This is a genomic window from Moritella sp. F3 (assembly GCF_015082335.1).
Classification (GTDB): domain Bacteria; phylum Pseudomonadota; class Gammaproteobacteria; order Enterobacterales; family Moritellaceae; genus Moritella.
The window spans coordinates 75904-99372 of record NZ_BLRL01000013.1; the positions used below are offsets into that span (position 1 = coordinate 75904).

Here is a 23469-nt window from a genome sequence, read left to right on the forward strand (position 1 = left end):
CATATGATTTTAAATAATTCATAGAACAGAAAATATCCCAGGATTATCAAATTATTTCTCTGGGATATTTGGCTGAATTATTTACAGTATTTGTAGCTTATTTATTAATAAGTGCGTATTCAGATTTAGTTAAAATAGCCTCTTCTAAAGAGGATAACCCTAAATTACTATAACCATAAAAATTAGGCGTTAAATTTTGTCTAATTGCGGACACTTCTGCTGAAATATCATCATCACCTAAAATTTGCTTATCAGTTAAAGTTGATAATAAAGTTCTTTTTTTATCACTTAATATGCTGTTAATCTCAGTATAACCTGCAACAGAAGAATAAAGATTACTGAATTCACCTGCTGAATTTTCTTCAATATAATAGGTAATGCTTCGAGATACCGAGGCTTTTATATCGCTGAGCCCCTCCTGATTTTTAAATGGTGTCGAGAGTAAATCGTTACCACCGCTAGACGCACTAGTATCGGGACTGAAGTTTGAACTAGGGAAAACGAGATAGGCTGCAATAGCATCATCTTTACTGATTGTAGATAGGATGAAACGATTATCTCGATAGTATTGTATTACTTCGCCAGAATAAGATTTTTTAATATATATAGGGGCGCCAAAATTTTCTTCTAAAGAATTAGAAGATGCCCGAATATAGATTTTATCTAACTTATTTTGTGATGGTATATCGGTTAGTTGTGATAAGGAAAAATCATAAATTTTCTCAACCGCGTCCATCGTGTCGTTAAACCCACCCAAGGCGATCGCGACTAAAGAGGCAATCGCAACAATACGCCCCCATTGCTCTTTAATTTTAGGTGTCACGCTTTGGCTACTTGAACTTGTGTTCGTTGGTTCTATTGTACTCATCGTATTTGCCTCTTATTTATATAACGCTATGCGACCATTAACTTTTTTCAAATAGTTTTTAGTTTCGTCATACGGCAAATTTGCTAATAGATGGCTATAAACTTCATCAGGTGTCATGGTGTTGATGATTTTCGAAGCCTTACGAATATTGGTTGAGTGACCCTTGTTAAATGCACGTGCAACATTACCTGCTCCGGTATTATAAGCGGCAATCGTACAATATAAACGACTTTGCTTATCTGTTATTGAGCGAAGGTATCGACTATTTAATATGTGCAGGTAGGCAGTACCTGTTTCAACGTTAACGGGTGGAATGTATAACTCTTTTGGTGTCATCGGAGCATCAATTTTACGAATTTGCTTATTAACGTCATGCCCTGCGCTTACTGGAACTACTTGCATTAATCCAAAAGCTGGAACGTGCGATTTAGCGTCTGCTCTGAAGGCCGATTCACTGTGCATTATCGCCATAACTAGTGCTTTATCTATACCCCATTTTTCACTTTCTTGTATCGCTAATTCTTGATATTTAGTTGCTCGTTTCTTTAAACTATTATTTGGTAGTTTTATTGTATAAGAGACTATTTTCTTCGCTTTTACTGGTGCTACGACAGTATCTATTACGGCAGCGGTATCTATTACGGCAGCGGTATCTATTACGGCAGCGGTATCTGTTACGGCAGCGGTATCTGTTACGGCAGCGATATCTGTTACGATAGTGGCAGTAGGCTGTTCTTTACTCTTAACTAATACTGGCTCAGGTATGCCAAGAGCTTTTCTTTTATCTTTATATAGTTTGTTTATTTGGCTAATGCGCTGCTGTGCTTCAGCAAGCAAGTGCATTTTTTTGTTATTTGCACGTTCATAAATAAACGAATCTGGAATACCTGTTTGTGAAGCAATTAAACGATCAGCTTGGATATCGAATTCTTTCATTTGAGCCTGAGTTTGCTCAATAACAAATGTTTTTTCTTTATTTTGTTGTTCGGCAGAGTAGTTGATATCACTGTGAGTAATTTTAGCGTCTTGTAAATCTAGGTTTTGGCCATCTACGCTTATAATATTATTATTTGCAATGGAAGTGATGTCATTATTATTTTCTGATGGGTCTACGATAATAGAGATAGTAGCGGTATTTTCTTCATAATTAATGACTTTTTTTACTTTGTTATCTTTCGTGTATTCTACATTTTGTGTTTGGTCTGATACATCACCGCTGCCCCATTGCTCAATTAAATGCGCTTTTTGTTTATCTAGGTTTGTTGTATATGTCTCTCGCCATTGTTCATATTCGTCTAGATAATCATTAATATAAGCGTGAAATTCAGCTATTTTTTCTTCTTGAGAACGGTTCATTTCTATTTTTTCTTGCTCAAGTTCTGCGAATGCTAGACTCGAATTGGCATAACTTGTAGGTAAGAATGAAATGAATGACAGTGCAATAAGGCTTTTTTGATAGGGTTTCATTATTATTATTCTCTAATCAAAGGAGGGTAAGTAAGAGGCTATTTAGTCATAGCTTCTTACTTACTATTTTATGGGATTACATTGCTTTTAATGACTGAAGCGCGTTAGATAAATCTGTAGCCGCTTTTTCATTATTAAACTGACCCCATAATTTAGAGTCCTGAGTTACCCCATCAATAACTTTGTTAAGGTTTGCATCGTAAGTCGCTTGATCCATACCTACTAGCACATATAAGCCGCCTGTCGGGGTAGCTTGGCTTACGATTAACTTACTGTTTGCAAGCGTACGAGAAACAACGGATTTTGTTACATTCTCCATTGTTTCTAATACATCTTCATTAGAACCTGCTAATGTTGAAGACGTAACGCTAGACTCAACAGCTTGTTTAAACATGCTATTCACATCGACTTCAAATTGTGATGCTAATTGCACGCGTGCGTTATTGATTGCTATTTTACGCATGATAGACATGCCAGCAGCGCTTTTCTTAGAATAACCTACGCCGCCCGCAGCAAGATCGCTTGGTAATACATCACAGATCCAAGCGGGTGCTGTTGCAGCTGGAGAGTCTGGGAAGTTACACGTTACAATTCGAACGTTTTGTGTTTCTTCAACTGTTTTATTCGTAGTGGCACAGCCAGCTAAAGCTAAGGTAATTGCACTGATTAGGATTATTTTTTTCATTATATTAACCTCCTGTAACTGTTCGTAATTGGCATTCTAAATCCCACGTAGCACAAACTTCAGGCACTACTTTTGCTCTATCGCCAGTATTAATTTGTAGTGCTAACTCTTCCGTAATTTCAACCCAAGAATATTTTGGCTTAATACCATGTTGTGGGATATTTACAATTGTACCGTCACCGATACTAAACGTTTCAATTTCACCATCACTATTTTGGATTGCTTTTGAGAATGCTATGTCTGTACCTGGTTGGATATTTTTATTTGAACCGATAGCAATTTTTACCATAGTACCGGCATCACATTGACGTAACTCCATAACCGGAGCGCTAAGTGCTAATAATGATTTAAGTTCTTTATCATGTTGAACCGCTTCGCTTGCTGCTGCACTCGCTAATCCAGAGTAATGTGCATTACTTACTGGACAGCGGCTGTTATTAGTTTCAGACGATGAACTTTCATCGCCTTTTAATTCAATGCGTTTGATCAACTGCATATCTGGTAGTGAGACAATTTTTGCGATCGCAGATACGTCAACTTCATAAGAGCATTTTGCTGCAACTTTAACTGTTTCGCCGTCGTCGTTTTTATAAGTTCGGGATTTAGAGAAACTAGTTTTGAGATCACTTGCGGTAATTTCAGTTAAAATAGCATAGTCTGCAATTGGAACACCTTTGGTATTGTATCGCCCACTTTGTTCTGCAAGTTTTAATTCATTTTTTAATTTATTCGCTATTTTACGATCAACTACATTGGTACCTGATTTTATAATTTGAGATTCAAGTTCGTTACGTAAAACTGATTGGATTTTTTTAGCTGCAGGATCTTTAAATCCAATTTCAACTGGTAATACGATAACTTTTCTATCCGCTGCACTTTTTGCTGGTTGTTCTGAAGCGGCTATATCAATTTTATAGTTGGGCTCACAAACTTTATTAGCGGCGCACCCCGAGAGTATGACTGATAAGCTTAATGCAAGAGCTGTTTTTTTTAACATGAGTATCATTCCATTGTTTTTAATTGTTTTTATAATATTTTATAGTGTGCAGGTGGCGAAGATTGCTTGTAATTACATCGACTTAAAGTGCACCTAAAAGGTAGTATCGCTCTAAATGGTTAGATTTTGCAAATTTTAATTATAATAAAATGAGCTGATGATCAAATAAATAAAAAATAGTTCAACTTAATTTATAAAAAGTTTAAATGTTAGGCGTTCCTGCTATTCACTCGTTTTTTTGTGCTGATAACATATATTTAAATAGCAGTTGCTTTACATCATAGATTGAATTTAAATTAGTTATTTAAATTCAAATTAATGATTAATATCTATATGATTAAATCATTTCAACAACATAAAAAGTCATATGAAACAATATACAAAAAAACTATTACCTTTATTTTTGCTGTCTATGTTGACCGCTTGTCAATCCACAAGTAATCCAGAGTGGTACGATCAACCACAGGTGAGTAATACAGAATATATATTTGCGGTTGGTGAAGGAAGAAGTTTAAATCAAGCGAAAAAATCGGCTCTCAATAATATAAATGCGACATTGTGGACGCAGGTTGATTCTTCTTTTTCGATGAAAGATAGTAATACTAATATCAATGATAAGAATTATACCTATGGTTCAGTCAATAATAATGTGAATGCTAAAACATCTAGTGTGACTTTTAGTGGCGTCGAATATACCAATATAGATAATCAGAATAATATTTATTTTGCTCAGGCGAGAATAAAAAAAGACGTAATTATTAAACAGCTAAAATCAGACATTAGTAACGTAAATAAAAAATCGAAAAGGTTGATTGATGAATTAAAACATCAGGACCTTTTGTCTTGGTGGTTGATGAATCGTGAGACAAGCTCTAATCTGGAATATGTTAATGTTCGAACCGCAATGTTGGGGGCTATATCTCCAAAAGATGATGTGAGCGCTCCTTACGTTCTCGCATTAACAGATCAAGTATCAAAAATAAAATCACAGTTATTAATTAAAATACAGCCATCGAAGCATGATAAAAAAGGTGCACAATATCTTGTTGAGAAACTGTCAGCCCAAGGAATAAGCACAACGTTTAAAAATACAAGGTCAGTGACTCATACATTAAAACTAAATACCGATTTGCGTCAAAGTATTATGAGTAGCGCTTATATTTCAACAAAAATCACCTCGTTACAGTTGTTAAATAAACAAGGTAATGTCGTTGCAAGTAATGAAATGATTTCAACGGGTAACTCTATGTCTAATTATAAAATTTCGAAAGAAGGCGCTGATCGTCATTTTTCTGCACAGATGGATGAAAATGGAGTATGGCCATCTCTCGGTTTTAACGGCTAATTATGCGTGATGTCGTATGATGTCATCGTGAACATAGAGCTATGTCTGGAATACTATTGCGAGTTTATAATCCTTGACCTTACTTAGGTTGGGGATTTTTTTATCGATGACTAAGCCTGTTCTACAATATAGGATGGCGATAAGCTAGTCAGATATAGTGTGAAAATAGATAATATAGGGCTATAGCTAGAATAAAAAATCGTTTTACTCTTAAGTGGTAATTTACAGTTGCAGAATATCCAATATCGCATAGACTTCTCAATGTGAATTAACATTTAATTCACATATCTTTTCGAATTTATTAGTTAACCGGAGGTACATATGAAAAATTTAAATCTTGTTCAATTCGTCTGTGTATCGCTTGATCATACTTGTCCCATGACGGCCGTTCATAAAGCCTTTATGACTTGTTCCGATCGAAAACCAGGCACCACATTATTAACTAATTAATTCGTAACCTTAACGGCTGCGAAAAATGGCAGCTGATAGGGTAATCTTCATTTACATCCCTAGATAGTCGAAATACTTCACGCCATTTTTCCCAGTTAAATTTTTAAGTTTCAAACTTATATACTGGAGAATTCTTATGCGTCATTCACTTTATTTAAACCTTGCTGTATTTTTTGTTCGTGCTGATATCCGCCGTGAAGAGCAACTATGGTTAACAAAAAATCGTCGTACCAGCAGTCAGCTCCCATTGGGCAATGCGTATCTGCTAAAAGATATTGGTCTTAATGCCGATGGTCGTCCACTTTGCAGTGCGCTGCCACGTGATGTAGCTGCGAAACGTCGAGTGCGTCATCTACGCCGTGCCTGCCGTGTGAAAATAGCAACGTAACAAAAGGGGCTAGGCTGTATATGCAGCTTAGCCCCTTGCGTATTTTGAAGTAGTAGAATTTTATTTAATTTTCAAACGCTGCAGAGCCATCTTCGTTGATGTGAAGTTTGGCTTTTGCTTGGTTAATTAATTGCACTGCACAAGATGGTGAGACCGAGCGTAAACTACCTTTTCCACTATGGAATGAAGGTTCCCAAGCTCTATCTTTGTATCGACCTGTTTCTATAAATTCCACAACTACTTTCATAACGTACCTCTATATTGTTGGTCTTACTAGCTGCCTATTACGAAGCGATTATCGTCTGGTAATGGTTACTCTGCTAAATAGTAATATAATAAATATCGTTCCACTTCAAATATAAATCTCGCTTATTTCAAATGAAACTAAAGCGCGGGTTTGTTATTCTTTTATCTATATATACAGCGATGCTTTGTCATATATATGATGGAGATAATGCTGTTTTTTGTTATAAGCAATGAACTTCGGCTAACTGACTCTGGGGACATTCGCAACGGGATTATTCTTCTTCGCCTCGTCATGTGCCTGCATCAGGTTGTTGCTCTGGCGCAGCCTCGAGAAAGGCGGGTAATTGAATGCAATGCTGATAAATTCGATTAATAGCGGGGTAAGGTGCCATATCAAGCTTAAAGCGTAGTGCGTTATAAACTTGCGGTATCAAATAGGCATCAGCTAAGGTTACCTGGTCGTTGTAGCAATAGTGAGTACTGCCTTTTTTTGTTAGCAATGCTTCGAAGGCTGCAAATCCTTCTTCTAACCAGTGATGATACCAAGTCATTTTTTCGGTGCCGTCACAGTCGAAATTTTCCTCGAGATACTGTAATACTCGTAAGTTATTCAGTGGATGCATATCGCAGGCAATAATTTGCGTTAATGTACGCACATAGGCACGCTGGGTTAAATTGATTGGTAATAAAGCGGGCTGCGGAAAAGCTTCTTCTAGATATTCAATGATAGCGCCTGACTGAGTTATTATTTGTGGTTTAGACTCTGAGTCCACAGCATTAAAATTTGGTACTGCGATATCAAGGCTTGGCAGTAAACCTTGGGGGTTAACACTCTGGTATTCTGCGGCGTGCTGCTCGCCGCCATTGCGAATCAAATGTACGGGCTCGGTGCTATATCGAACCTGCTTTAAATTTAATACGATCCGAACACGGTAAGCGGCTGATGAACGATAATAGCTATAGAGTTTCATCTTGTATCCCCTTTTTATCTCTGTTGGCTATACCTGTACCACTGACTTGTTTACTGAAAAGCGACGATCTGGTCAATAGCGCCGAAAATGGATTGTCCGGTCTGATCTCGCATTTCAATTTTTACTCTGTCGCCATGCTGTAGAAATGGGGTGGTGATTTCACCTGTGGCTATTTTTTCCAACATTCTTTTTTCTGCAAGGCAGGATGAACCTACCGTACGGTCACAATTAGATACAGTACCTGAACCGATAATGGTACCGGCAGTTAAGGTGCGGGTTTTGGCGGCATGGCTAATCAATTCAGGGAAATTAAATGTCATGTCGACCCCAGCATCAGGGCTGCCAAATAAAGTGCCATTAAGGTACGTTGATAACGGTAAATGTAATTTTTTTCCGTCCCATGCATCACCTAATTCATCAGGGGTTACGGCAACAGGCGAGAATGCGGTGGATGGTTTACTGTGAAAAAATCCAAAACCTTTGGCTAACTCAGTGGGAATTAAATTACGCAGGGATACATCGTTAACCAAGGTAATTAATAAAATATATTCGCTAGCTGCAGCCGTGGTTAATCCTATCGGCACATCACTGGTGATCACTGCCACCTCGGCTTCAAAGTCTAAACCCCAAGCGGGATCTTGTAATGGAATATCATCTTTGGGCCCTATAAAACTGTCACTGCCGCCTTGATACATTAACGGTTCAGTCCAAAATGACTTGGGCATTTCCGCACCTCTGGCTTTACGCACTAACTCGATATGATTAACGTAAGCACTGCCGTCGGCCCATTGATATGCTCTGGGTAAGGGCGATTCTAGTGAGCAGTTTTTAAATTCAATGATACCTGTCGACTCACCGTTATTTAATTGTGCGTAATGGCTTTGTAATTGTGGCTCCACTGTAGACCAATGCTCTAGCGCCCATTGTAAATTGGCCGCTATCGAGGATACACACAATGCAGTTTGTAAGTCTTTGCTAACGAGGTATAAGCTGCCATCTCTAGACCCATCTCGTAATGTGGCTAATTTCATCGTATTTTATCCTCCTGCTTCACGCTATTCTTTCCAGCTATCGACATAACCTGACCATTCTACATCCGCCATGCCTGAACCGATGGCTAAACCATCGCGGGTATCTATCATCACTGCAACTTCATCGGTTTCTTTGCGTTGTGATTTGCACCCTGCGCGATAGGCTTTAGGGTGCGGTCCATGGGTAAAACCACAAGGGTGAAAGGTCAACATCCCCGGTTCAATATTGTCGCGACTAAAAAACTCGCCTTGGTGGTAAAAGATCACTTCATCAAAATCATCGTTGTTGTGATAAAAAGGCACTTTCAATGCACCGGGATCGCTTTCCATTGGTCGAGGTACAAACGTACACACCACAAAGCGACTGGTTACAAAAGTAGAATGCGCGGAGGGGGGAAGGTGAAATCGGTGGCTCATTAACGGGCGAATATCGAGCCAGTTAAGCCGCACGACAGATACGTCGCCATGCCATCCCACGACATCTAGTGGGTTAAAAGGATAGGCAATGATGGATTGTTGATTAAAGCGTTTGATAATGACTTGCCAGGGCTGCTCGTCCTGTTGTTGTAAATAGGCATCATCAATTTCTGGGGTATCTAATACCGCTTGATCAAATATTGCATGCTGACCAACGATGGTTTTATCGGGTAAACCGTAATAATCATTGGTTGCTTCGATCATCATTAAGGTCATTGGTTTGGCTGGTTCTAAACGCCACAAACAAGAACGCGGAATCAATACATAATCACCTTGAACAACACTCAAATGGCCGTAATCACAAAACAACTCACCGTGGCCCTGGTGGATAAAAATGAGATCATCACCATCGGCATTTCTGACTAAGGTTTGCATGTTTTCGTGACACTGCCAGAAGCGGATCTGGCAATGTGCATTGTGAAATAACAGGGGGGCATCCCAAGGGGAAGTCTGAGCATAGGGTAATTTTAATAAATTATAGGCTCTTGGCCTGTGTTCGCCAGACCAAGCACACCATCCTGTAGGTGGGTGTTTATGATGCAAATGTGTGGCAGGCCCATAAAACCCTTCTCGACTTACCTCCCTTTCAAAAACACCTTGCCTGGGGAGATCCGCGTGCGCTTGCCGAGAATAAGTCCCTTTTCGTAATGGAAACGCAATTCTACGGATCATATTTCGCCCCTTTAGTCATTTTTATCTATGATAACGCCACGCGCAACTTGGTCGCGTTCAATGGATTCGAACAAGGCTTGGAAATTGCCTTCGCCAAAACCTTCATCACCCTTACGCTGGATTATTTCAAAGAAAATAGGCCCTATTAAAGTCTTGGTGAATGTTTGTAGTAACAGGACTAACTTGCCATTGTCCATGTGACCATCAATCAAAATACGGTGTTTTCTGAGTTGGTCAATCGCCTCGTGATGTTCTGGCAAGCGTTCTGAAATCATGTCGTAATACGTATCGGGTACATCCATAAATTGAATGCCGTTGGCTTTTAAGGTGGCGACTGTGTGGTAAATATCGTCAGTACCTAAAGCGATGTGTTGGATTCCTTCGCCATGATATTCCTGCAAAAACTCTTCAATTTGGGATTTATCATCACTGCTTTCATTAATCGGAATACGCAGGTTACCGCAAGGGCTAGTCATGGCGCGGCTACGTAATCCGGTCATTTTACCTTGGATATCGAAATAGCGAATTTCACGAAAATTAAATACCCGTTCATAAAATTCTGACCAAGTATCCATGTGGCCACAATGCACATTATGGGTGAGGTGATCGATGTAAGTCAGTCCGGCAGAGGTTGCTGGATGCTCAGTTTCGCCAGTTAATTTAAAGTGTTCCTGATAAAGGCGTTTTCTTACATCGTCATCGACTAAGTACAGCAGACTCTCGCCAATGCCATAAATCGCTGGCACGCCAAACTCGAGGATTTTACGCTTACAAGGTTGGGCTTCGCGGCTAATGGCATGTTGATAGGCTTTGTCGGCATCACTGACTTTGAATCCCATGGCACAGGCGGAAGGGCCGTGCTGCTGCGAGAATTCAGAGGCGAAACCACGGCCTTCAGTACTCACCAAAAAATGAATATCACCTTGTTTAAACCAAGTTAACGGGCGTGTTTGATGTTGGGCTAAAGCGTGAAAACCCAATGTTTTGAAAAGCGTGGCTAGCTGTGTTGGATCGGGAGATGTGAACTCGACAAATTCGAAGCCTTCAGTGCCAGCAGGATTGCTAAACTCTTGTTTAGTATAATCATATGCATGACCCATAATACCTCCTTTGCAGACTTTAGAAGTACAGAGCAGCCTACAAATTTAACAGGAATGTAGAGCTAGTATGGACGATTTATGCTGATTTTGCTTACTCGAGGTCACAAACTGAATTAGAAATTCGCACTGGATAAGGCGAAGTGTGGCTGGTTATTGTGATTATTCGTGATAAGGGTTGTGCTATTATCTGTTTAACAACAGTGAGATCATTGATGGATAATGATGACCGATCTATTCATCATCTAAACGCATAAGGGAACTAAATAGTGAAAAAGATGGCTGCTCCACAGGACATGTATAACGGAGCTAAATTTAAAACCAATAAATATGGTTATGTGACTATTGTTGAATATTATAATTGTCATACTGTGATTGTTGCGTTTGAAAACACGGGTAATATTCGCGCTATCAGTGCCACTAAATTAAGAAGTGGTAATGTGCCTGATCGTGATATCCCACCGGAATCGATTATGGTTGGCGAACGCGTGCACTCAATCAAACATGGTTGGTTGACGATCACTAAAGTCGAATCTGAAAACATTGTGTTAATGACCAACGAGCAAAATGAGGAGATCAGAATGCTCCTGCCTGCAGTGCAAAAGATGAAAGATAAATCAGCCGAAATTGAAAGTTTAAAATCACCATCAAGCAATCCTACCTCATTGAAAGATTTAACAAAAAGAACTAAAAGTGTTAATACTTTGGTTAAAAAAATGCTGACCGATTATGGCAAGTAGTGTTGTTAATATTTAAATTTAAATTGTTTAAGTTGTTGATATTTGTAAGCTTTAACTTGTTCGTTTGTTTTTTGATGCCTCTGTATAAATAAAATCAAATTCTCTCTCGCCATCCGCTTTTATTTTTATGTTACAAATCACACTTCTAATACAAATACGTATTTTAGAGACCTGTGTCGCAAGTTCATAGTGGTTTTGTGACGTAAATCTTATTTGGTTTCGCCCCATTCAGTTATGCTCCTGCCATACATGTTCGCCAATGCAATTGTGCAATAGCGTTAATTCAAGTAGAGATCAATATTATGAAAAAAATCTTAGTTGTATGCGGAAACGGTTTAGGCACGTCATTAATGATGGAAATGGCTGTTAAAGAAGTTGCAAAAAAACTGGGCTTAGAAGCAGAAATTGATCATGAAGATTTATCTTCTGCAGCATCAAGCAAAGCAGATATTTGGGTTGCTGCGACAGACGTTGCGACTCAGTTAGAAGAAGCAGGCAAAGAAAATATTATTAAATTAGTTAATATTTTTGATAAAGCCTCAATTGAAGCACAACTAAAAACTTTCATGTAAGGCGATTGTTATGGTGAACTTTTTTGAATTTATGCTTGGCTTATTAAAAGAGCCTGCAATCATGGTTGGTCTTATTGCTTTCATTGGCTTAATAGCACAAAAAGCAGATGTATCGACCATTTTAAAAGGCACAATCAAAACGGTAATGGGTTTCTTAATCCTTGGTTTTGGTGCTGGCGCTCTGGTTGGCGCGCTTAATAATTTCTCAGTGGTATTTACTGAAGCGTTTGGCGTAAGTGGTGTGATCCCTAATAACGAAGCGATTGTGGCATTAGCTCAAGAAGCGTTTGGTTATGAAATGGCACTGATTATGTTCTTCGCATTTGTAGTGAACATTGTATTAGCGCGAATTACGCCGCTGAAGTATATTTTCTTAACGGGTCACCATACTATGTTCATGTCAATGTTGGTGGCCGTGATCCTGTCAACAGCTGGCATTACTGGTACGGTATTAGTTGCATTAGGCGCGATTATTGTTGGTTCGTTGATGGTTATTATGCCTGCACTTGGTCAGAAATATACTGAAAAAGTAATGGGTACAGATCAGCTTGCAATCGGTCACTTTTCTACGCTTTCTTATGTCATCTCTGGTTATATAGGCAGTAAATTTGGTGATACTTCGAAATCGACAGAAGACATCAATATGCCAAAAAGTTTGATGTTTTTACGTGATACACCAGTAGCTGTCGCAACGACAATGGCTATCTTTTTCTTCCTAGCATCTATCTTTGCTGGCGGTGACTTTGTTGAGACTATTTCTGATGGTCAAAACTGGGTGGTATTCACCTTTATGCAGTCACTGATATTTGCTGGCGGTGTATACATTGTACTGCAAGGTGTGAAGATGTTGATTGCTGAAATTGTACCTGCATTTAAAGGTATTTCAGATACGTTAGTTCCTGGGGCTAAACCAGCTCTTGATTGCCCGATGGTATTCCCAATGGCACCAAATGCAGTATTGATTGGTTTCTTGTGTTCATTCGCCGCAGGTCTTCTTGCGATGGGGGTGCAAGGTGCTTTCGGTTGGACGATTATTGTTGCGGGTGTTGTGCCTCACTTCTTCGTCGGTGGTGCGGCAGGTGTTTATGGTAATGCGACAGGCGGTTTACGTGGTGCGATCTTAGGGTCATTTGCCCAAGGTTTATGTATCTCATTCCTGCCTATGTTATTACTGCCTGTTCTCGGTGGACTTGGTCTAGAAGCAACAACGTTTGCAGATTTTGACTTCGGTGTTGTGGGTCTGATTCTAGGGTGGATCGTATCATGAGCTTATTTGATTTAATTGGTGATAACGGTATTGTTATTACGTCGGAAGAAAACTTAACGGTCGATGCTGCATTAGACTTAACTTGTTCAACCCTGTTGGCAAACGGTAAAATTGAAGCAAGTTATGTTGAAGCGATTAAAGCGACGCATAAAGACATTGGTCCGTATTATGTATTAGCTCCTAAAATTGCGATGCCGCATGCGCGTCCTGAAGATGGGGTTAATGAGGCTGCATTACAGCTGACGGTATTTAAAAATGGCGTTGATTTGGGGTCAACAGATAATGGTGCTGTGTATTTCTCGATCACGTTAGCGGCAATGGATTCTGATAGTCATATTAATACGATCATGACACTGGCTGAGTTATTCCAAAACGATGATGATATCGATAAGATCATTGCAGCGGAAAATCATGCTGACATTATCGAGATACTTAAACAATATTAACGTGAAATGACAGTGTGAATCAGGAGGCGATAACGCAAGTTATCGCCTTTTTTATTGGCTAAAATATGAATGGATGACTTTGTTGATCTATTTATTTTTTCTTGTGCTCATACATATAAAAATCAGCCATCTCAATAATATCCTCATATTGGTCACCCTCTGAGTAAGGTGTTAATCCATAGGCAAAAGAAATTTTATGCTCTCTAAATTCTTTTTTGTATTTAGATTTTTGAATTATTTTGTTTTGAATTTTCTCTATTATCTCTGTGGCAATGTCTATTGACGGACAATCATTTAATAAAATGACAAATTCATCGCCACCGCTTCTGATTAAGTAGTCCTCGTCTCTTATTGCTTCTTGAGCCGATGACGCCAGCAATTTAATGGCACTATCACCAGCAGAGTGACCGAGGGTGTCATTGATTTCTTTTATTTTATTGCCATCGATAACAGCCAATATACCTGATGAAGTTGCTTCACTGTAATAATCAAAATAACGTCGGTTATAAGCTTTTGTGAGGGTATCTATCATGGATTTTTGTTTATGCAGTTCAGACTCACTGGTAATACGTCGAATAAAGTGAAAGTAAAAAATGAAAATAGCGATAAAGAAAGACAATATAAAGGAAACTTTTAAGGGTATATCAAGGATATATAATAACGGGATCCGGACTATCACGGTAATACCATCGGCAATTACGGCGTATTCACTGCGGTAAAATAATAAAGAATCGGGATAATCGGCATATTTAACCGAGATAACATAATTTCTTTGATTTGTTTTCGAGCTGGGTGGAATGATCGTTATATTTTTATCGTCATAGTAAGAGTTACTATTCAAGTGCACATTAAAGCTGATATCAATATGCTCATTCATGCCTTTGAATATCGTGAACAGTTTATTACCCGAGAGGGCATCTTCATGCATGTAGCTAACGCGGTACTTGTTCATTTTTGTTTTGCAAATATTGAGTTCACGGCAACGAATGGGATCAAAAATAGTAGTTACCACACTCGGTGCTAATTTTTGTCGGTATAACACACTCTGGGACTGCCAGTCTTTAATCATGAAGTTACCAGAAATAGACGATGTAGTAATAAAACCTAAACTGTCGAGGGCATTTTTATATTGAGAAAGAAGCGCTGTGCCTTCAGTCGCAGCCTCTTTTTTAGGCTCCGCCTTACTCATATAAATATAAGATCTTTTATTTAGTGGTGTTGATGATGCGAGCTCTTCATTCTCGGATATAACAATGATGTTAGAGAGCTCGAGTAGGGCATCTGAGAGGTCGTTCATGGTTTGGTGTATGGTTGATTGTTCCGCTTTAAGCGTACTTGCTGAGAACATGTAATAAAACATAACGGTTAACACGACAAAAGAAACAATGAACATTCTCACTGCAAAATAGATACTATGTAACAAGCTCAAGACCCTTATTTCTTAAAAAAGAGCTTGGCATGGTAGGACATTTAATCGCAACTTTAAATACATATGCTTACATAGTTTTATGTATGATTATATATTTAGCGTTTAATGCTGCGTCAGCTTAGACGCTTATTATAACGTGATGATGATATTGAAAATTCTTGCAGAAGAAAGAAAACTGAGTTTATCGAAAGGTTTAAAGGCTCAGTTAGCGCTAGAGTATTAGAAAGTAGGCGATAACAAAAGTTATCGCCTTTAATTAAGCTGATCTTTAGTGAGTGCTACTCAATATTCTGTAACTGCTCGCGCATCTGCTCAATCAATACTTTCAGCTCTACAGCCGACTTTGTAATATCAGTACTAATCGATTTTGAACCTAGGGTATTTGATTCACGATTGAATTCTTGCATCATGAAATCTAAACGACGGCCGCAAGCGCCACCTTTAGCTAGGATGCTACGAGTTTCAGTGACGTGGGCATTTAAACGGTCAATCTCTTCAGCCACATCTAATTTTTGCGCCATTAAGATAAGTTCTTGCTCTACGCGTGTTTCATCAAGTTCAATTTTCGCATCGCTGAATTTCTTTTGAATACGTTCACGTTGCCATTCGATGATCTCAGGCATTTTGCCTTCAACGAAATCAGCTTGCTCGGAAATACCTGTTAAGCGTTGCTCTAGCATGGCTTGCAGTTTTTCACCCTCAGACGCACGAGAATCAAGGAATTCAATCAGTGTTTCGTCAAAGAAGCTTAATAGGTCAGTTGATAACTCGCCCATGTCTTTTTCTGCCGCTTCCATTACGCCTGGCCAGCGTAGGATATCAACTGGGTTTAATTTTGCCTTACCGGCTTTTTTAGCTACCCAGTTTGCGCTTTCAATTAATTTTTCTGCTAATGCTTCGTTCAACTGTAATTCACCGCTGTTAGCTGAATTTGCTTCAAAACGCAGGTTACATTCTACTTTACCGCGTTGTAATTTTTTACGGAAACGTTCACGTAGTACAGCTTCTAAACCACGAAATTGCTCAGGTAGTCGGATGTACGTTTCGAGGTAGCGTTGGTTAACCGAACGGATCTCCCATACTGCTGTACCCCAATCGCCTTTAAACTCTTTACGGGCATATGCCGTCATACTATGAATCATGTTGAATCCGTTAATTAAAGTAAATTAAGCCAATTATACCTGTAGGTTATTACAACTTGCTATAGCGATAGTTTAGCTTAGCTCATATAATATTGGGCAATCATCAATGAAGAGTTAAAATAATGCGCCCAAGTCAAAGAACATTAGGTCAAATTCGACCTGTAACAATTACCCGTAACTTTACCGCTCATGCAGAAGGGTCTGTATTAGTTGAATTCGGAGCTACGAAAGTATTGTGTACTGCGACTGTTGAAAACAATGTGCCACGATTTTTAAAAGGTAAAGGCCAAGGTTGGGTAACGGCTGAATACGGCATGCTACCGCGCTCGACGCACAAACGTATGAATCGTGAAGCGGCACGTGGTGGACAAACTGGACGCACTATGGAAATTCAACGTCTGATCGCGCGTTCACTACGCGCTTGTATCGACCTTGGTTCATTGGGTGAGCATACGATTGTAATCGATTGTGATGTTATTCAAGCTGACGGTGGTACACGTACTGCCGCTATTACTGGCGCTTGTGTGGCCTTGGCTGATGCGGTTGAGTTTTTGATCCGTAAAGGTAAATTAAAGATTAGCCCGATCAAATTTATGATTGCCGCTGTGTCTGTTGGTATCTATAAAGGCGAAGCGGTATGCGATTTAGATTATCCAGAAGATTCTGATGCTGAAACAGACATGAATGTAGTGATGACTGATACCGGCAAATTTATCGAGATCCAAGGAACTGCTGAAGGCGAACCGTTTAGCCACGAAGAAATGTTAGCCATGCTGGCCTTAGCGAAAGACGGCATCGAACAGATCATTGTAGAGCAAAAGAAAGCACTCGGTGATAGCTTGATTAAAGTGTAAAGCTTGTTAGAATAGCGGCGCTTATCGTTAGTCGCCAAGCGCTAACAAGGTTAATTGCCTAATAATATGCCCCATATTATTAGGCTTTTTAGGTGAAGTGGCTTTTAGCCAACAACATCTAATTAATCATAATAGGGGAAAACGATGAAAGATTACCAACGCGAGTTTATTGAGTTTGCTTTAGAAAAAGAAGTGCTTAAATTTGGTGAATTCACACTAAAGTCTGGTCGTACTAGCCCTTATTTCTTCAACGCTGGTTTGTTTAACACGGGTCGTGACTTATCGCGTCTTGGTCGTTTCTATGCAGCCGCTTTAGTTGATTCTGGTATCGAATACGATGTGGTATTTGGTCCTGCCTACAAAGGTATCCCAATCGCGACAACTACGGTTGTAGCGCTGAACGATCATCATGATATTGATGCACCTTACTGCTTTAACCGCAAAGAGAAGAAAGACCACGGCGAAGGTGGTTCATTAGTCGGTTCTGCATTGGAAGGTCGTATCGTATTGGTTGATGACGTGATCACTGCGGGTACTGCAATCCGTGAATCAATGGATATCATCCAAGCACATAACGCTGAACTTTCAGGTGTATTAATTGCGCTAGATCGCCAAGAAAAAGGCAAAGGCGAATTATCTGCAATCCAGGAAATTGAACGTGACTATGGCTGTAGCGTATTATCAATCGTAACACTGGGCGACCTTGTTACTTTCTTAGCGGATAAGCCTGAAATGCAACAGCACCTTGAGACTGTAAAAAAATACCGTGAAAACTACGGTATCTAATTTACACGCTTCACGGCAAAGTTAGCGTATTATTTATAACTACTCTGTTTATAAACGCGCTATCTATCACTGCCGTTAAAGAAGAGACGAAAAAGGCTACCGAGGTAGCCTTTTTTTATTTCTATACCGTGAACGTTACTGTGGTGAACTGACTGTGATTAGCTCTGCAGTAGCTGCTTGTTTAAGAATACCCACTGCTGATCAAAGTCTGTCGTTGGTTTCAATGCAAAGCGCGTACGTACATATTGATTGATACGACCTTCTGCATAGGCTAACAATAGATTTGCTAACATACCTTCATCTAAGCTAAAACCTGCACCGTCACGCATTTTCTTTTCACGCAGTACTTGTTTTAGATGAGTTTCAATCTTGGCGTATAACGCACTGATTTGCTCACCAAGACGTTCGTGTTCACCTTGCAGTGCATCGCCCGTCATAATACGAGTGATACCTGGGTTACGTTCGGTAAATACCAGCAACAAATGCAGGATGTGATGACAACGGGTAATGGTATCTTTCTCTTCATTTAAGATTTGATTAATACCGGCTAAGATTGAATCTTCGATAAAGGTAATTAACCCTTCAAACATACGCGCCTTACTTGGGAAGTGGCGATAAAGCGCAGCTTCTGATACGCCGACTTCCTTGGCAAGTTTAGCGGTCGTAATACGCTGACCAGGACTGGTTTCCAGCATGTGTGCTAATGCTTGTAATATCTGTTCTCGACGATTCTTTTTAGTGCTTGTTGACATCTTTTTCATCCTAGAATGGTGTTAACCGTTATTGCTTACCCGAATGGCCAAAGCCACCTTCGCCACGTTCACTACTATCAAACTCTTCAACTATGGTGAGTTGTGCTTGTATTACTGGCACTATCATCATTTGCGCAATACGATCGCCTGGTTGAATACTGAAACTATCTTGACCACGATTCCAGCATGAGATCATTAACTCACCTTGATAATCAGAATCAATTAAACCCACTAAGTTACCTAACACAATACCGTGTTTATGACCTAAGCCTGAACGCGGTAAAATGGTTGCTGCCATTGTCGGATCTGCAATATGAATTGCAATACCGGTTGGGATCAAATGGGTCTCACCTGGATTAACCGTCAATGGTTCTGCAAGACAAGCACGCAGATCTAAACCTGCTGAACCAGGTGTTGCATAACTTGGTAATGGAAACTCAGTACCCACGCGTGGATTTAATATTTTAACTTCTATTTGTTTCATTGTTTGCTTCACTGAATATATCAATTGATGGCTCGTTGATGCATTGCGTTAGCGCAATACACGGTAAAATAATGAGCCTACTTTAGTTATAGTTTATTATTCGCGTTGAACTGTGTGGCGATTAATTGTAATAACTGTGCTGCTACGTCTTGCTTACTCGCGAGTGCAATTTGTATGCTGCCTTGTGGCCAGAATACCGTTAATGCGTTGTCTTCTGCGTTAAAGCCTTGGCCTGATTGTGCCACGTCATTTGCGGCGATCATAGCAAGATTTTTACGTTGCATTTTGTCGCGTGCATAATGCTCAACATCTTGTGTTTCTGCAGCAAAACCGACAGTAAAAGGAGAATTTTCGAGCGCGGCCACACTGGCGACAATATCGGGGTTTTTGATCATGCGTACGACCATTTCGTCGCTATTGGTCTTTTTAATTTTTTGTTCTGCAACGCTTTCAGGGCGGTAATCGGCGACGGCTGCACAGGCAATGAAAATATCTTGTTGCTGAATGTCGGCCATGACTGCAGCGTGCATATCAAGTGCGCTGGTCACTTTAACAAGTTTGCATGAAATTGGCGCCGCTAATGCGACTGGACCACTTACGACGGTGACATTAGCACCTAATGAACGTGCTGCTTGTGCGAGGGCATAACCCATTTTACCTGAGCTGTGGTTGCTGATGTAACGTACTGGATCAATCGCCTCGCGAGTTGGTCCTGCGGTGATCATGATATTTTTACCGGCTAAGAGTTGCGGTTGTGTATTCATTTTCGCTTGTTCGCTAAAGTAGTTAACAACCGCTGTCACTAATTCGTCAGGGTTCACCATTCTACCTGGCCCCACATCACCACACGCTTGCGCGCCTGCTGCTGGTCCCCAAAGTGTAATGTTACGTTGTTTAAGTGTCGCTAAATTAGCTTGTGTTGCAGGCGCTTGGTACATCACTTGATTCATCGCAGGGGCAATGGCAATAGGTGCTGGCGTTGCAAGGCATAAGGTCGAAAGCAAATCATCGGCAATACCGGCGGTAAATTTGGCAATGAAATTAGCGGTAGCAGGGGCGATTAATACTAAATCGGCCCATTTAGCGAATTCAATGTGGCCCATGCCTGCTTCGGCTGCTGGGTCTAATAAACTGTGTGCTACGGGGTTTCCTGAGACTGCTTGCATGGTGAGAGGAGTGATAAACTCTTGCGCCGATTGGGTCATTACGACGCGAACTTCCGCGCCTTGTTCCGTTAATCGACGGGTTAACTCTGCGCATTTATAAGCGGCGATGCCGCCGGTAATACCGAGCAAAATGCGTTTATTGGCAATAGCAGTCATTGTGTATTCCACGTTAAAATCTGAAAGGATATTCTAATAACGTGATAACAATACCATAATTAAATTCGCAGAGGCTAAGGTTTGTTATTAATTTTATATGCATCATTATCAAATCTATAAATTTGAACTATTTCACTGTTTTATCATTATTGAGTTCGTTTATTCACCGAATAACTAAGCTAACAGGACGTTATGTTAAATGGTGAAATAAATGAAATTGAAATCATTGCCGTGCAGTGAAATGCCACGCGAAAAGTTGGTTAAATTAGGGGCTGATTCATTATCTGATGCGGAATTGTTAGCGATATTCTTACGCACTGGTATCAAGGGGACTAATGTCGTGGCGCTGGCGAGTCATATTTTGGCTGAGTTTGGCACCTTACGGGCATTACTTGCGGCCAGTGAACATGAGTTTTGTCAGATTAAGGGGCTGGGTGTCGCTAAATATGTACAGTTACAGGCGACAGTGGAGATGTCTCGACGTTTTTTAGCCGAAAAATTAGAGCGTAGTAATGCACTCACTAGTCCGCAGGAAAGTCGAGATTACATTCGGGCAAAGCTGCGCGATCAGCCTCATGAAGTGTTTGCGGTATTATTTTTAGACAATAAGCACCGAGTTATTCGCTTTGAGGAGTTGTTTTATGGCACAATAGACAGTGCTAGTGTTTATCCGAGAGTGGTGGTAAAAAAAGCGTTAGAAAGAAATGCTGCGGCAGTTATTTTTGCGCATAATCATCCCTCTGGCATTGCTGAGCCCAGCCATGCAGATCGTATGATCACAGATAAACTTATCTCAGCCTTACAATTAATTGATGTTAAAGTCCTCGATCATTTTGTTATAGGTGACAGTGACATAGCGAGCTTTGCAGAGCGAGGGTGGGTGTGAAATTACGATTTCCATTCATTTTCAAAATATAAAAAGCTTGCTCTATGTTTTAATTTACTGTATAAAATGCGGCCTTTAGCACGCGTCTTGGGCGACGGCCAACAAGACGCTGTATATTTGCTCGAGCAAGAAAATATTTGGAGAAGACGACATGTCTAAAGTATGCCAAGTCACTGGTAAAAAACCAGCTGTTGGTAATAACGTTTCTCACGCAAAAAACCGCACACGTCGCCGTTTTTTGCCAAACCTACATTCACACCGTTTTTGGGTTGAGAGCGAAAACCGCTTTGTTAAATTACGTCTTACTTGTAAAGGTATGCGTATTATCGATAAAAAGGGTATTGATTCAGTTTTAGCTGAAATGCGTGCCCGTGGTGAGAAGGTTTAAGGAACTATATTATGCGCGATAAAATTCGTTTGAATTCATCTGCTGGTACAGGTCACTTCTATACCACTGATAAAAATAAGAAAAACATGCCTGAAAAAATGGAAATCAAAAAATTTGATCCAGTTGTTCGTAAGCACGTTATCTACAAAGAAGGTAAAATCAAGTAATTCTTGATTTTATGTTCGATATTTAAAACCCAGCTTTTGCTGGGTTTTTTTTTGCCTGAAATTCATTCTTACGAAACTTGCTCTGGTCGGCGTTTTCACGTAATTTGCGTATACTTATTGATAAATCAATGACTAGATTGGAAGGATGAGCGCGTGCAGTTATCACGACGAGGTTGGAATAACGTTTTAATATTTGCAGTATTGGCTATGATGCTGATATTTCAATATTCAGGCAAGAAGATGAATGGTGATGATAGCGAAAGCCAGTATCAATCAGCATTGCCCTCTAGGGCTGTCGTATTGTCGATGCAGTTTGATAATATTCAAATCCAACGCGTTGGTAGCCAATTGGCGACAAAGCCTGAGCTGGGTTTATCACAGCCACAATTGCAACAAATCATCAAAGCATGGGAAAGCGCGACTTTTAAACCAGTGGCTAAAGATGTTGTGATTGCCAATCTTGCTTACGGTATTAATATCTCCTTCGAATTAGCTAATTTAGCCGAACCTGTTATCTTGATTTTATATCAAATCGATAGTGGTTATTTGTTACAAAATTGGCAAAGCCAATTATTACAAATTGACGAAGCTGAATTACAGGTTTTATTACCGCGTTAGTCTCTTGTTTTATACTCACCAATGAGGCTGAGTAATTCTTTTACTTAGCTGCACTTAATGTTGCCATTTACTCTTTAACCTAAATATAACCGATAGGATGTCTTATGCCTGAATTACCGGAAGTTGAAGTAAGCCGCCAAGGCATAGCCCCATATCTCGAAAACGCGCAGATCACCAAGATCGTCGTGCGTAATGGTCAATTGCGTTGGCCTGTACCGATGACCTTGCAGGATGCTGTTGGCTGTATTGTGATAAGTGTACGTCGCCGGGCTAAATACTTACTCTTGGAAACAGAAAAAGGCACAATCATCATTCATCTGGGGATGTCAGGTAGTCTAAGGGTGCTTGATTCAACTATAGCAGTTGAAAAACATGATCATGTGGACATAGTCCTAGATTCTGGTAAATGTCTTCGTCTGAACGATCCTAGGCGCTTTGGTTCGGTATTGTGGCAAGTCGGCGAGGTGCTTGAACACAAATTATTAGCTAGCTTAGGCCCTGAGCCACTAACGGATGATTTTACTGCACAGCGTTTGTTTGAACGATCTCGTTCTCGCAAGATGCCAGTTAAGTCATTTTTGATGGATAATCATAACGTAGTCGGTGTTGGTAATATTTATGCCAATGAAGCTTTATTTGCCGCGGGTATTAGTCCGAAACGAGCTGCGGGCAATGTCTCTTTGCAGCGCTACAAAGTTTTGGTCGATGAAGTGAAAAGTGTATTAGCCAAAGCCATTCAACAAGGCGGCACGACACTAAAAGATTTTACTCAAAGCGATGGTAAACCAGGCTACTTTGTTCAAGAGTTGCAGGTATATGGCAAAGCAGGTAAACCGTGCCCTAAATGTGGAGAGGTACTACAAGCGGTTAAGATCGGTCAGCGCAACACGATTTATTGTAATCAGTGTCAGCGCTAACGCGA

Annotated in this window: 27 protein-coding genes; 13 read left to right on the forward strand and 14 right to left on the reverse strand. The window is 40.0% G+C overall.

Going from position 1 to position 23469, the window contains the following annotated elements; all coding sequences use genetic code 11:
* Positions 1–97: 97 nt before the first annotated feature.
* The 4 genes from JFU56_RS17980 to JFU56_RS17995 all read right to left on the reverse strand — a co-directional run bounded on the left by JFU56_RS17980 (position 98) and on the right by JFU56_RS17995 (position 4017).
* Positions 98–868, reverse strand: coding sequence for an ETEC_3214 domain-containing protein (locus JFU56_RS17980; RefSeq protein ID WP_242066008.1), 771 nt, complete (start codon positions 866–868; stop codon positions 98–100).
* A gap of 12 nt (positions 869–880) precedes the next feature.
* Positions 881–2335 carry a transglycosylase SLT domain-containing protein gene (locus JFU56_RS17985; protein ID WP_198438645.1) on the reverse strand — a complete coding sequence of 485 codons (1455 nt, stop codon included), beginning with the start codon at positions 2333–2335 and terminating at the stop codon, positions 881–883.
* A gap of 76 nt (positions 2336–2411) precedes the next feature.
* Complete coding sequence (locus JFU56_RS17990) at positions 2412–3020, reverse strand: LPP20 family lipoprotein (RefSeq protein ID WP_198438646.1); 609 nt, start codon at positions 3018–3020, stop codon at positions 2412–2414.
* A gap of 4 nt (positions 3021–3024) precedes the next feature.
* Positions 3025–4017 carry a hypothetical protein gene (locus JFU56_RS17995; RefSeq protein ID WP_198438647.1) on the reverse strand — a complete coding sequence of 331 codons (993 nt, stop codon included), beginning with the start codon at positions 4015–4017 and terminating at the stop codon, positions 3025–3027.
* 367 nt (positions 4018–4384) lie between these two features.
* On the opposite strand from JFU56_RS17995, the gene JFU56_RS18000 reads away from it, so the two are divergent.
* A complete protein-coding gene (locus JFU56_RS18000; RefSeq protein ID WP_198438648.1) occupies positions 4385–5362 on the forward strand; it encodes an LPP20 family lipoprotein in 978 nt (325 codons plus the stop codon).
* A gap of 586 nt (positions 5363–5948) precedes the next feature.
* Entirely contained in the window at positions 5949–6200 is a 252-nt protein-coding gene (locus JFU56_RS18005; RefSeq protein ID WP_198438649.1) for a DUF1127 domain-containing protein, read from the forward strand.
* A gap of 64 nt (positions 6201–6264) precedes the next feature.
* Here the strand turns inward: JFU56_RS18005 and JFU56_RS18010 are convergent, their stop codons facing one another.
* The 5 genes from JFU56_RS18010 to hppD form a co-directional block, all read right to left on the reverse strand.
* Positions 6265–6447, reverse strand: coding sequence for a hypothetical protein (locus tag JFU56_RS18010; protein ID WP_019441208.1), 183 nt, complete (start codon positions 6445–6447; stop codon positions 6265–6267).
* A 289-nt stretch (positions 6448–6736) separates the two neighbouring features.
* Positions 6737–7417: a maleylacetoacetate isomerase gene (gene maiA, locus JFU56_RS18015; RefSeq protein ID WP_198438650.1), complete on the reverse strand. Its 681-nt coding sequence runs from the start codon at positions 7415–7417 to the stop codon at positions 6737–6739.
* A 50-nt stretch (positions 7418–7467) separates the two neighbouring features.
* The gene (locus tag JFU56_RS18020) at positions 7468–8448 is read right to left on the reverse strand and encodes a fumarylacetoacetate hydrolase family protein (RefSeq protein WP_198438651.1); all 981 of its coding nucleotides are present in this window, start codon (positions 8446–8448) and stop codon (positions 7468–7470) included.
* 24 nt (positions 8449–8472) lie between these two features.
* A complete protein-coding gene (locus JFU56_RS18025) occupies positions 8473–9597 on the reverse strand; it encodes a homogentisate 1,2-dioxygenase (protein ID WP_198438652.1) in 1125 nt (374 codons plus the stop codon).
* Between the two features lie 11 nt (positions 9598–9608).
* Positions 9609–10697, reverse strand: a complete 1089-nt coding sequence (gene hppD, locus JFU56_RS18030; RefSeq protein ID WP_198438653.1) for a 4-hydroxyphenylpyruvate dioxygenase — start codon at positions 10695–10697, stop codon at positions 9609–9611.
* 266 nt (positions 10698–10963) lie between these two features.
* On the opposite strand from hppD, the gene JFU56_RS18035 reads away from it, so the two are divergent.
* The 4 genes from JFU56_RS18035 to JFU56_RS18050 all read left to right on the forward strand — a co-directional run bounded on the left by JFU56_RS18035 (position 10964) and on the right by JFU56_RS18050 (position 13719).
* Positions 10964–11434, forward strand: coding sequence for a hypothetical protein (locus tag JFU56_RS18035; protein ID WP_198438654.1), 471 nt, complete (start codon positions 10964–10966; stop codon positions 11432–11434).
* Positions 11435–11736: 302 nt separating this feature from the next.
* Positions 11737–12006, forward strand: a complete 270-nt coding sequence (locus JFU56_RS18040; protein ID WP_075518666.1) for a PTS sugar transporter subunit IIB — start codon at positions 11737–11739, stop codon at positions 12004–12006.
* A 10-nt stretch (positions 12007–12016) separates the two neighbouring features.
* The gene (locus tag JFU56_RS18045; protein WP_242066009.1) at positions 12017–13273 is read left to right on the forward strand and encodes a PTS ascorbate transporter subunit IIC; all 1257 of its coding nucleotides are present in this window, start codon (positions 12017–12019) and stop codon (positions 13271–13273) included.
* Positions 13270–13719, forward strand: a complete 450-nt coding sequence (locus JFU56_RS18050; RefSeq protein ID WP_198438655.1) for a PTS sugar transporter subunit IIA — start codon at positions 13270–13272, stop codon at positions 13717–13719. The genes JFU56_RS18045 and JFU56_RS18050 overlap by 4 nt, the downstream gene beginning before the upstream one ends.
* Before the next feature lie 91 nt (positions 13720–13810).
* Here the strand turns inward: JFU56_RS18050 and JFU56_RS18055 are convergent, their stop codons facing one another.
* A complete protein-coding gene (locus tag JFU56_RS18055; protein WP_198438656.1) occupies positions 13811–15142 on the reverse strand; it encodes a GGDEF domain-containing protein in 1332 nt (443 codons plus the stop codon).
* Positions 15143–15426: 284 nt separating this feature from the next.
* Entirely contained in the window at positions 15427–16290 is an 864-nt protein-coding gene (locus JFU56_RS18060; protein WP_198438657.1) for a YicC/YloC family endoribonuclease, read from the reverse strand.
* 122 nt (positions 16291–16412) lie between these two features.
* Here JFU56_RS18060 and rph point away from each other — a divergent pair, with 122 nt between their 5' ends.
* Together rph and pyrE are read left to right on the forward strand one after the other, a co-directional pair.
* Entirely contained in the window at positions 16413–17144 is a 732-nt protein-coding gene (gene rph, locus JFU56_RS18065) for a ribonuclease PH (RefSeq protein ID WP_198438658.1), read from the forward strand.
* 144 nt (positions 17145–17288) lie between these two features.
* On the forward strand, positions 17289–17930 hold the full coding sequence (pyrE, locus tag JFU56_RS18070) for an orotate phosphoribosyltransferase (protein WP_198438659.1): 642 nt from the start codon (positions 17289–17291) through the stop codon (positions 17928–17930).
* Between the two features lie 158 nt (positions 17931–18088).
* On the opposite strand, the gene slmA is transcribed toward pyrE, so the two are convergent.
* The 3 genes from slmA to coaBC form a co-directional block, all read right to left on the reverse strand.
* Positions 18089–18682 (reverse strand): nucleoid occlusion factor SlmA, encoded by a 594-nt coding sequence (gene slmA, locus JFU56_RS18075; RefSeq protein WP_198438660.1) that lies wholly within the window; start codon positions 18680–18682, stop codon positions 18089–18091.
* Positions 18683–18710: 28 nt separating this feature from the next.
* Positions 18711–19166, reverse strand: coding sequence for a dUTP diphosphatase (dut, locus tag JFU56_RS18080; protein WP_017222423.1), 456 nt, complete (start codon positions 19164–19166; stop codon positions 18711–18713).
* Positions 19167–19252: 86 nt separating this feature from the next.
* Entirely contained in the window at positions 19253–20488 is a 1236-nt protein-coding gene (coaBC, locus tag JFU56_RS18085; protein WP_198438661.1) for a bifunctional phosphopantothenoylcysteine decarboxylase/phosphopantothenate--cysteine ligase CoaBC, read from the reverse strand.
* 211 nt (positions 20489–20699) lie between these two features.
* Here coaBC and radC point away from each other — a divergent pair, with 211 nt between their 5' ends.
* The 5 genes from radC (at position 20700) to mutM (ending at position 23464) form a co-directional block, all read left to right on the forward strand.
* Positions 20700–21374 carry a DNA repair protein RadC gene (radC, locus tag JFU56_RS18090; RefSeq protein ID WP_198438662.1) on the forward strand — a complete coding sequence of 225 codons (675 nt, stop codon included), beginning with the start codon at positions 20700–20702 and terminating at the stop codon, positions 21372–21374.
* Between the two features lie 151 nt (positions 21375–21525).
* Complete coding sequence (rpmB, locus tag JFU56_RS18095; protein WP_019441194.1) at positions 21526–21762, forward strand: 50S ribosomal protein L28; 237 nt, start codon at positions 21526–21528, stop codon at positions 21760–21762.
* Positions 21763–21773: 11 nt separating this feature from the next.
* Positions 21774–21929 carry a 50S ribosomal protein L33 gene (gene rpmG / locus JFU56_RS18100; RefSeq protein ID WP_017222427.1) on the forward strand — a complete coding sequence of 52 codons (156 nt, stop codon included), beginning with the start codon at positions 21774–21776 and terminating at the stop codon, positions 21927–21929.
* Positions 21930–22082: 153 nt separating this feature from the next.
* A complete protein-coding gene (locus JFU56_RS18105; RefSeq protein ID WP_198438663.1) occupies positions 22083–22547 on the forward strand; it encodes a hypothetical protein in 465 nt (154 codons plus the stop codon).
* A 104-nt stretch (positions 22548–22651) separates the two neighbouring features.
* Entirely contained in the window at positions 22652–23464 is an 813-nt protein-coding gene (gene mutM / locus JFU56_RS18110; RefSeq protein ID WP_198438664.1) for a bifunctional DNA-formamidopyrimidine glycosylase/DNA-(apurinic or apyrimidinic site) lyase, read from the forward strand.
* Positions 23465–23469: the final 5 nt, after the last annotated feature.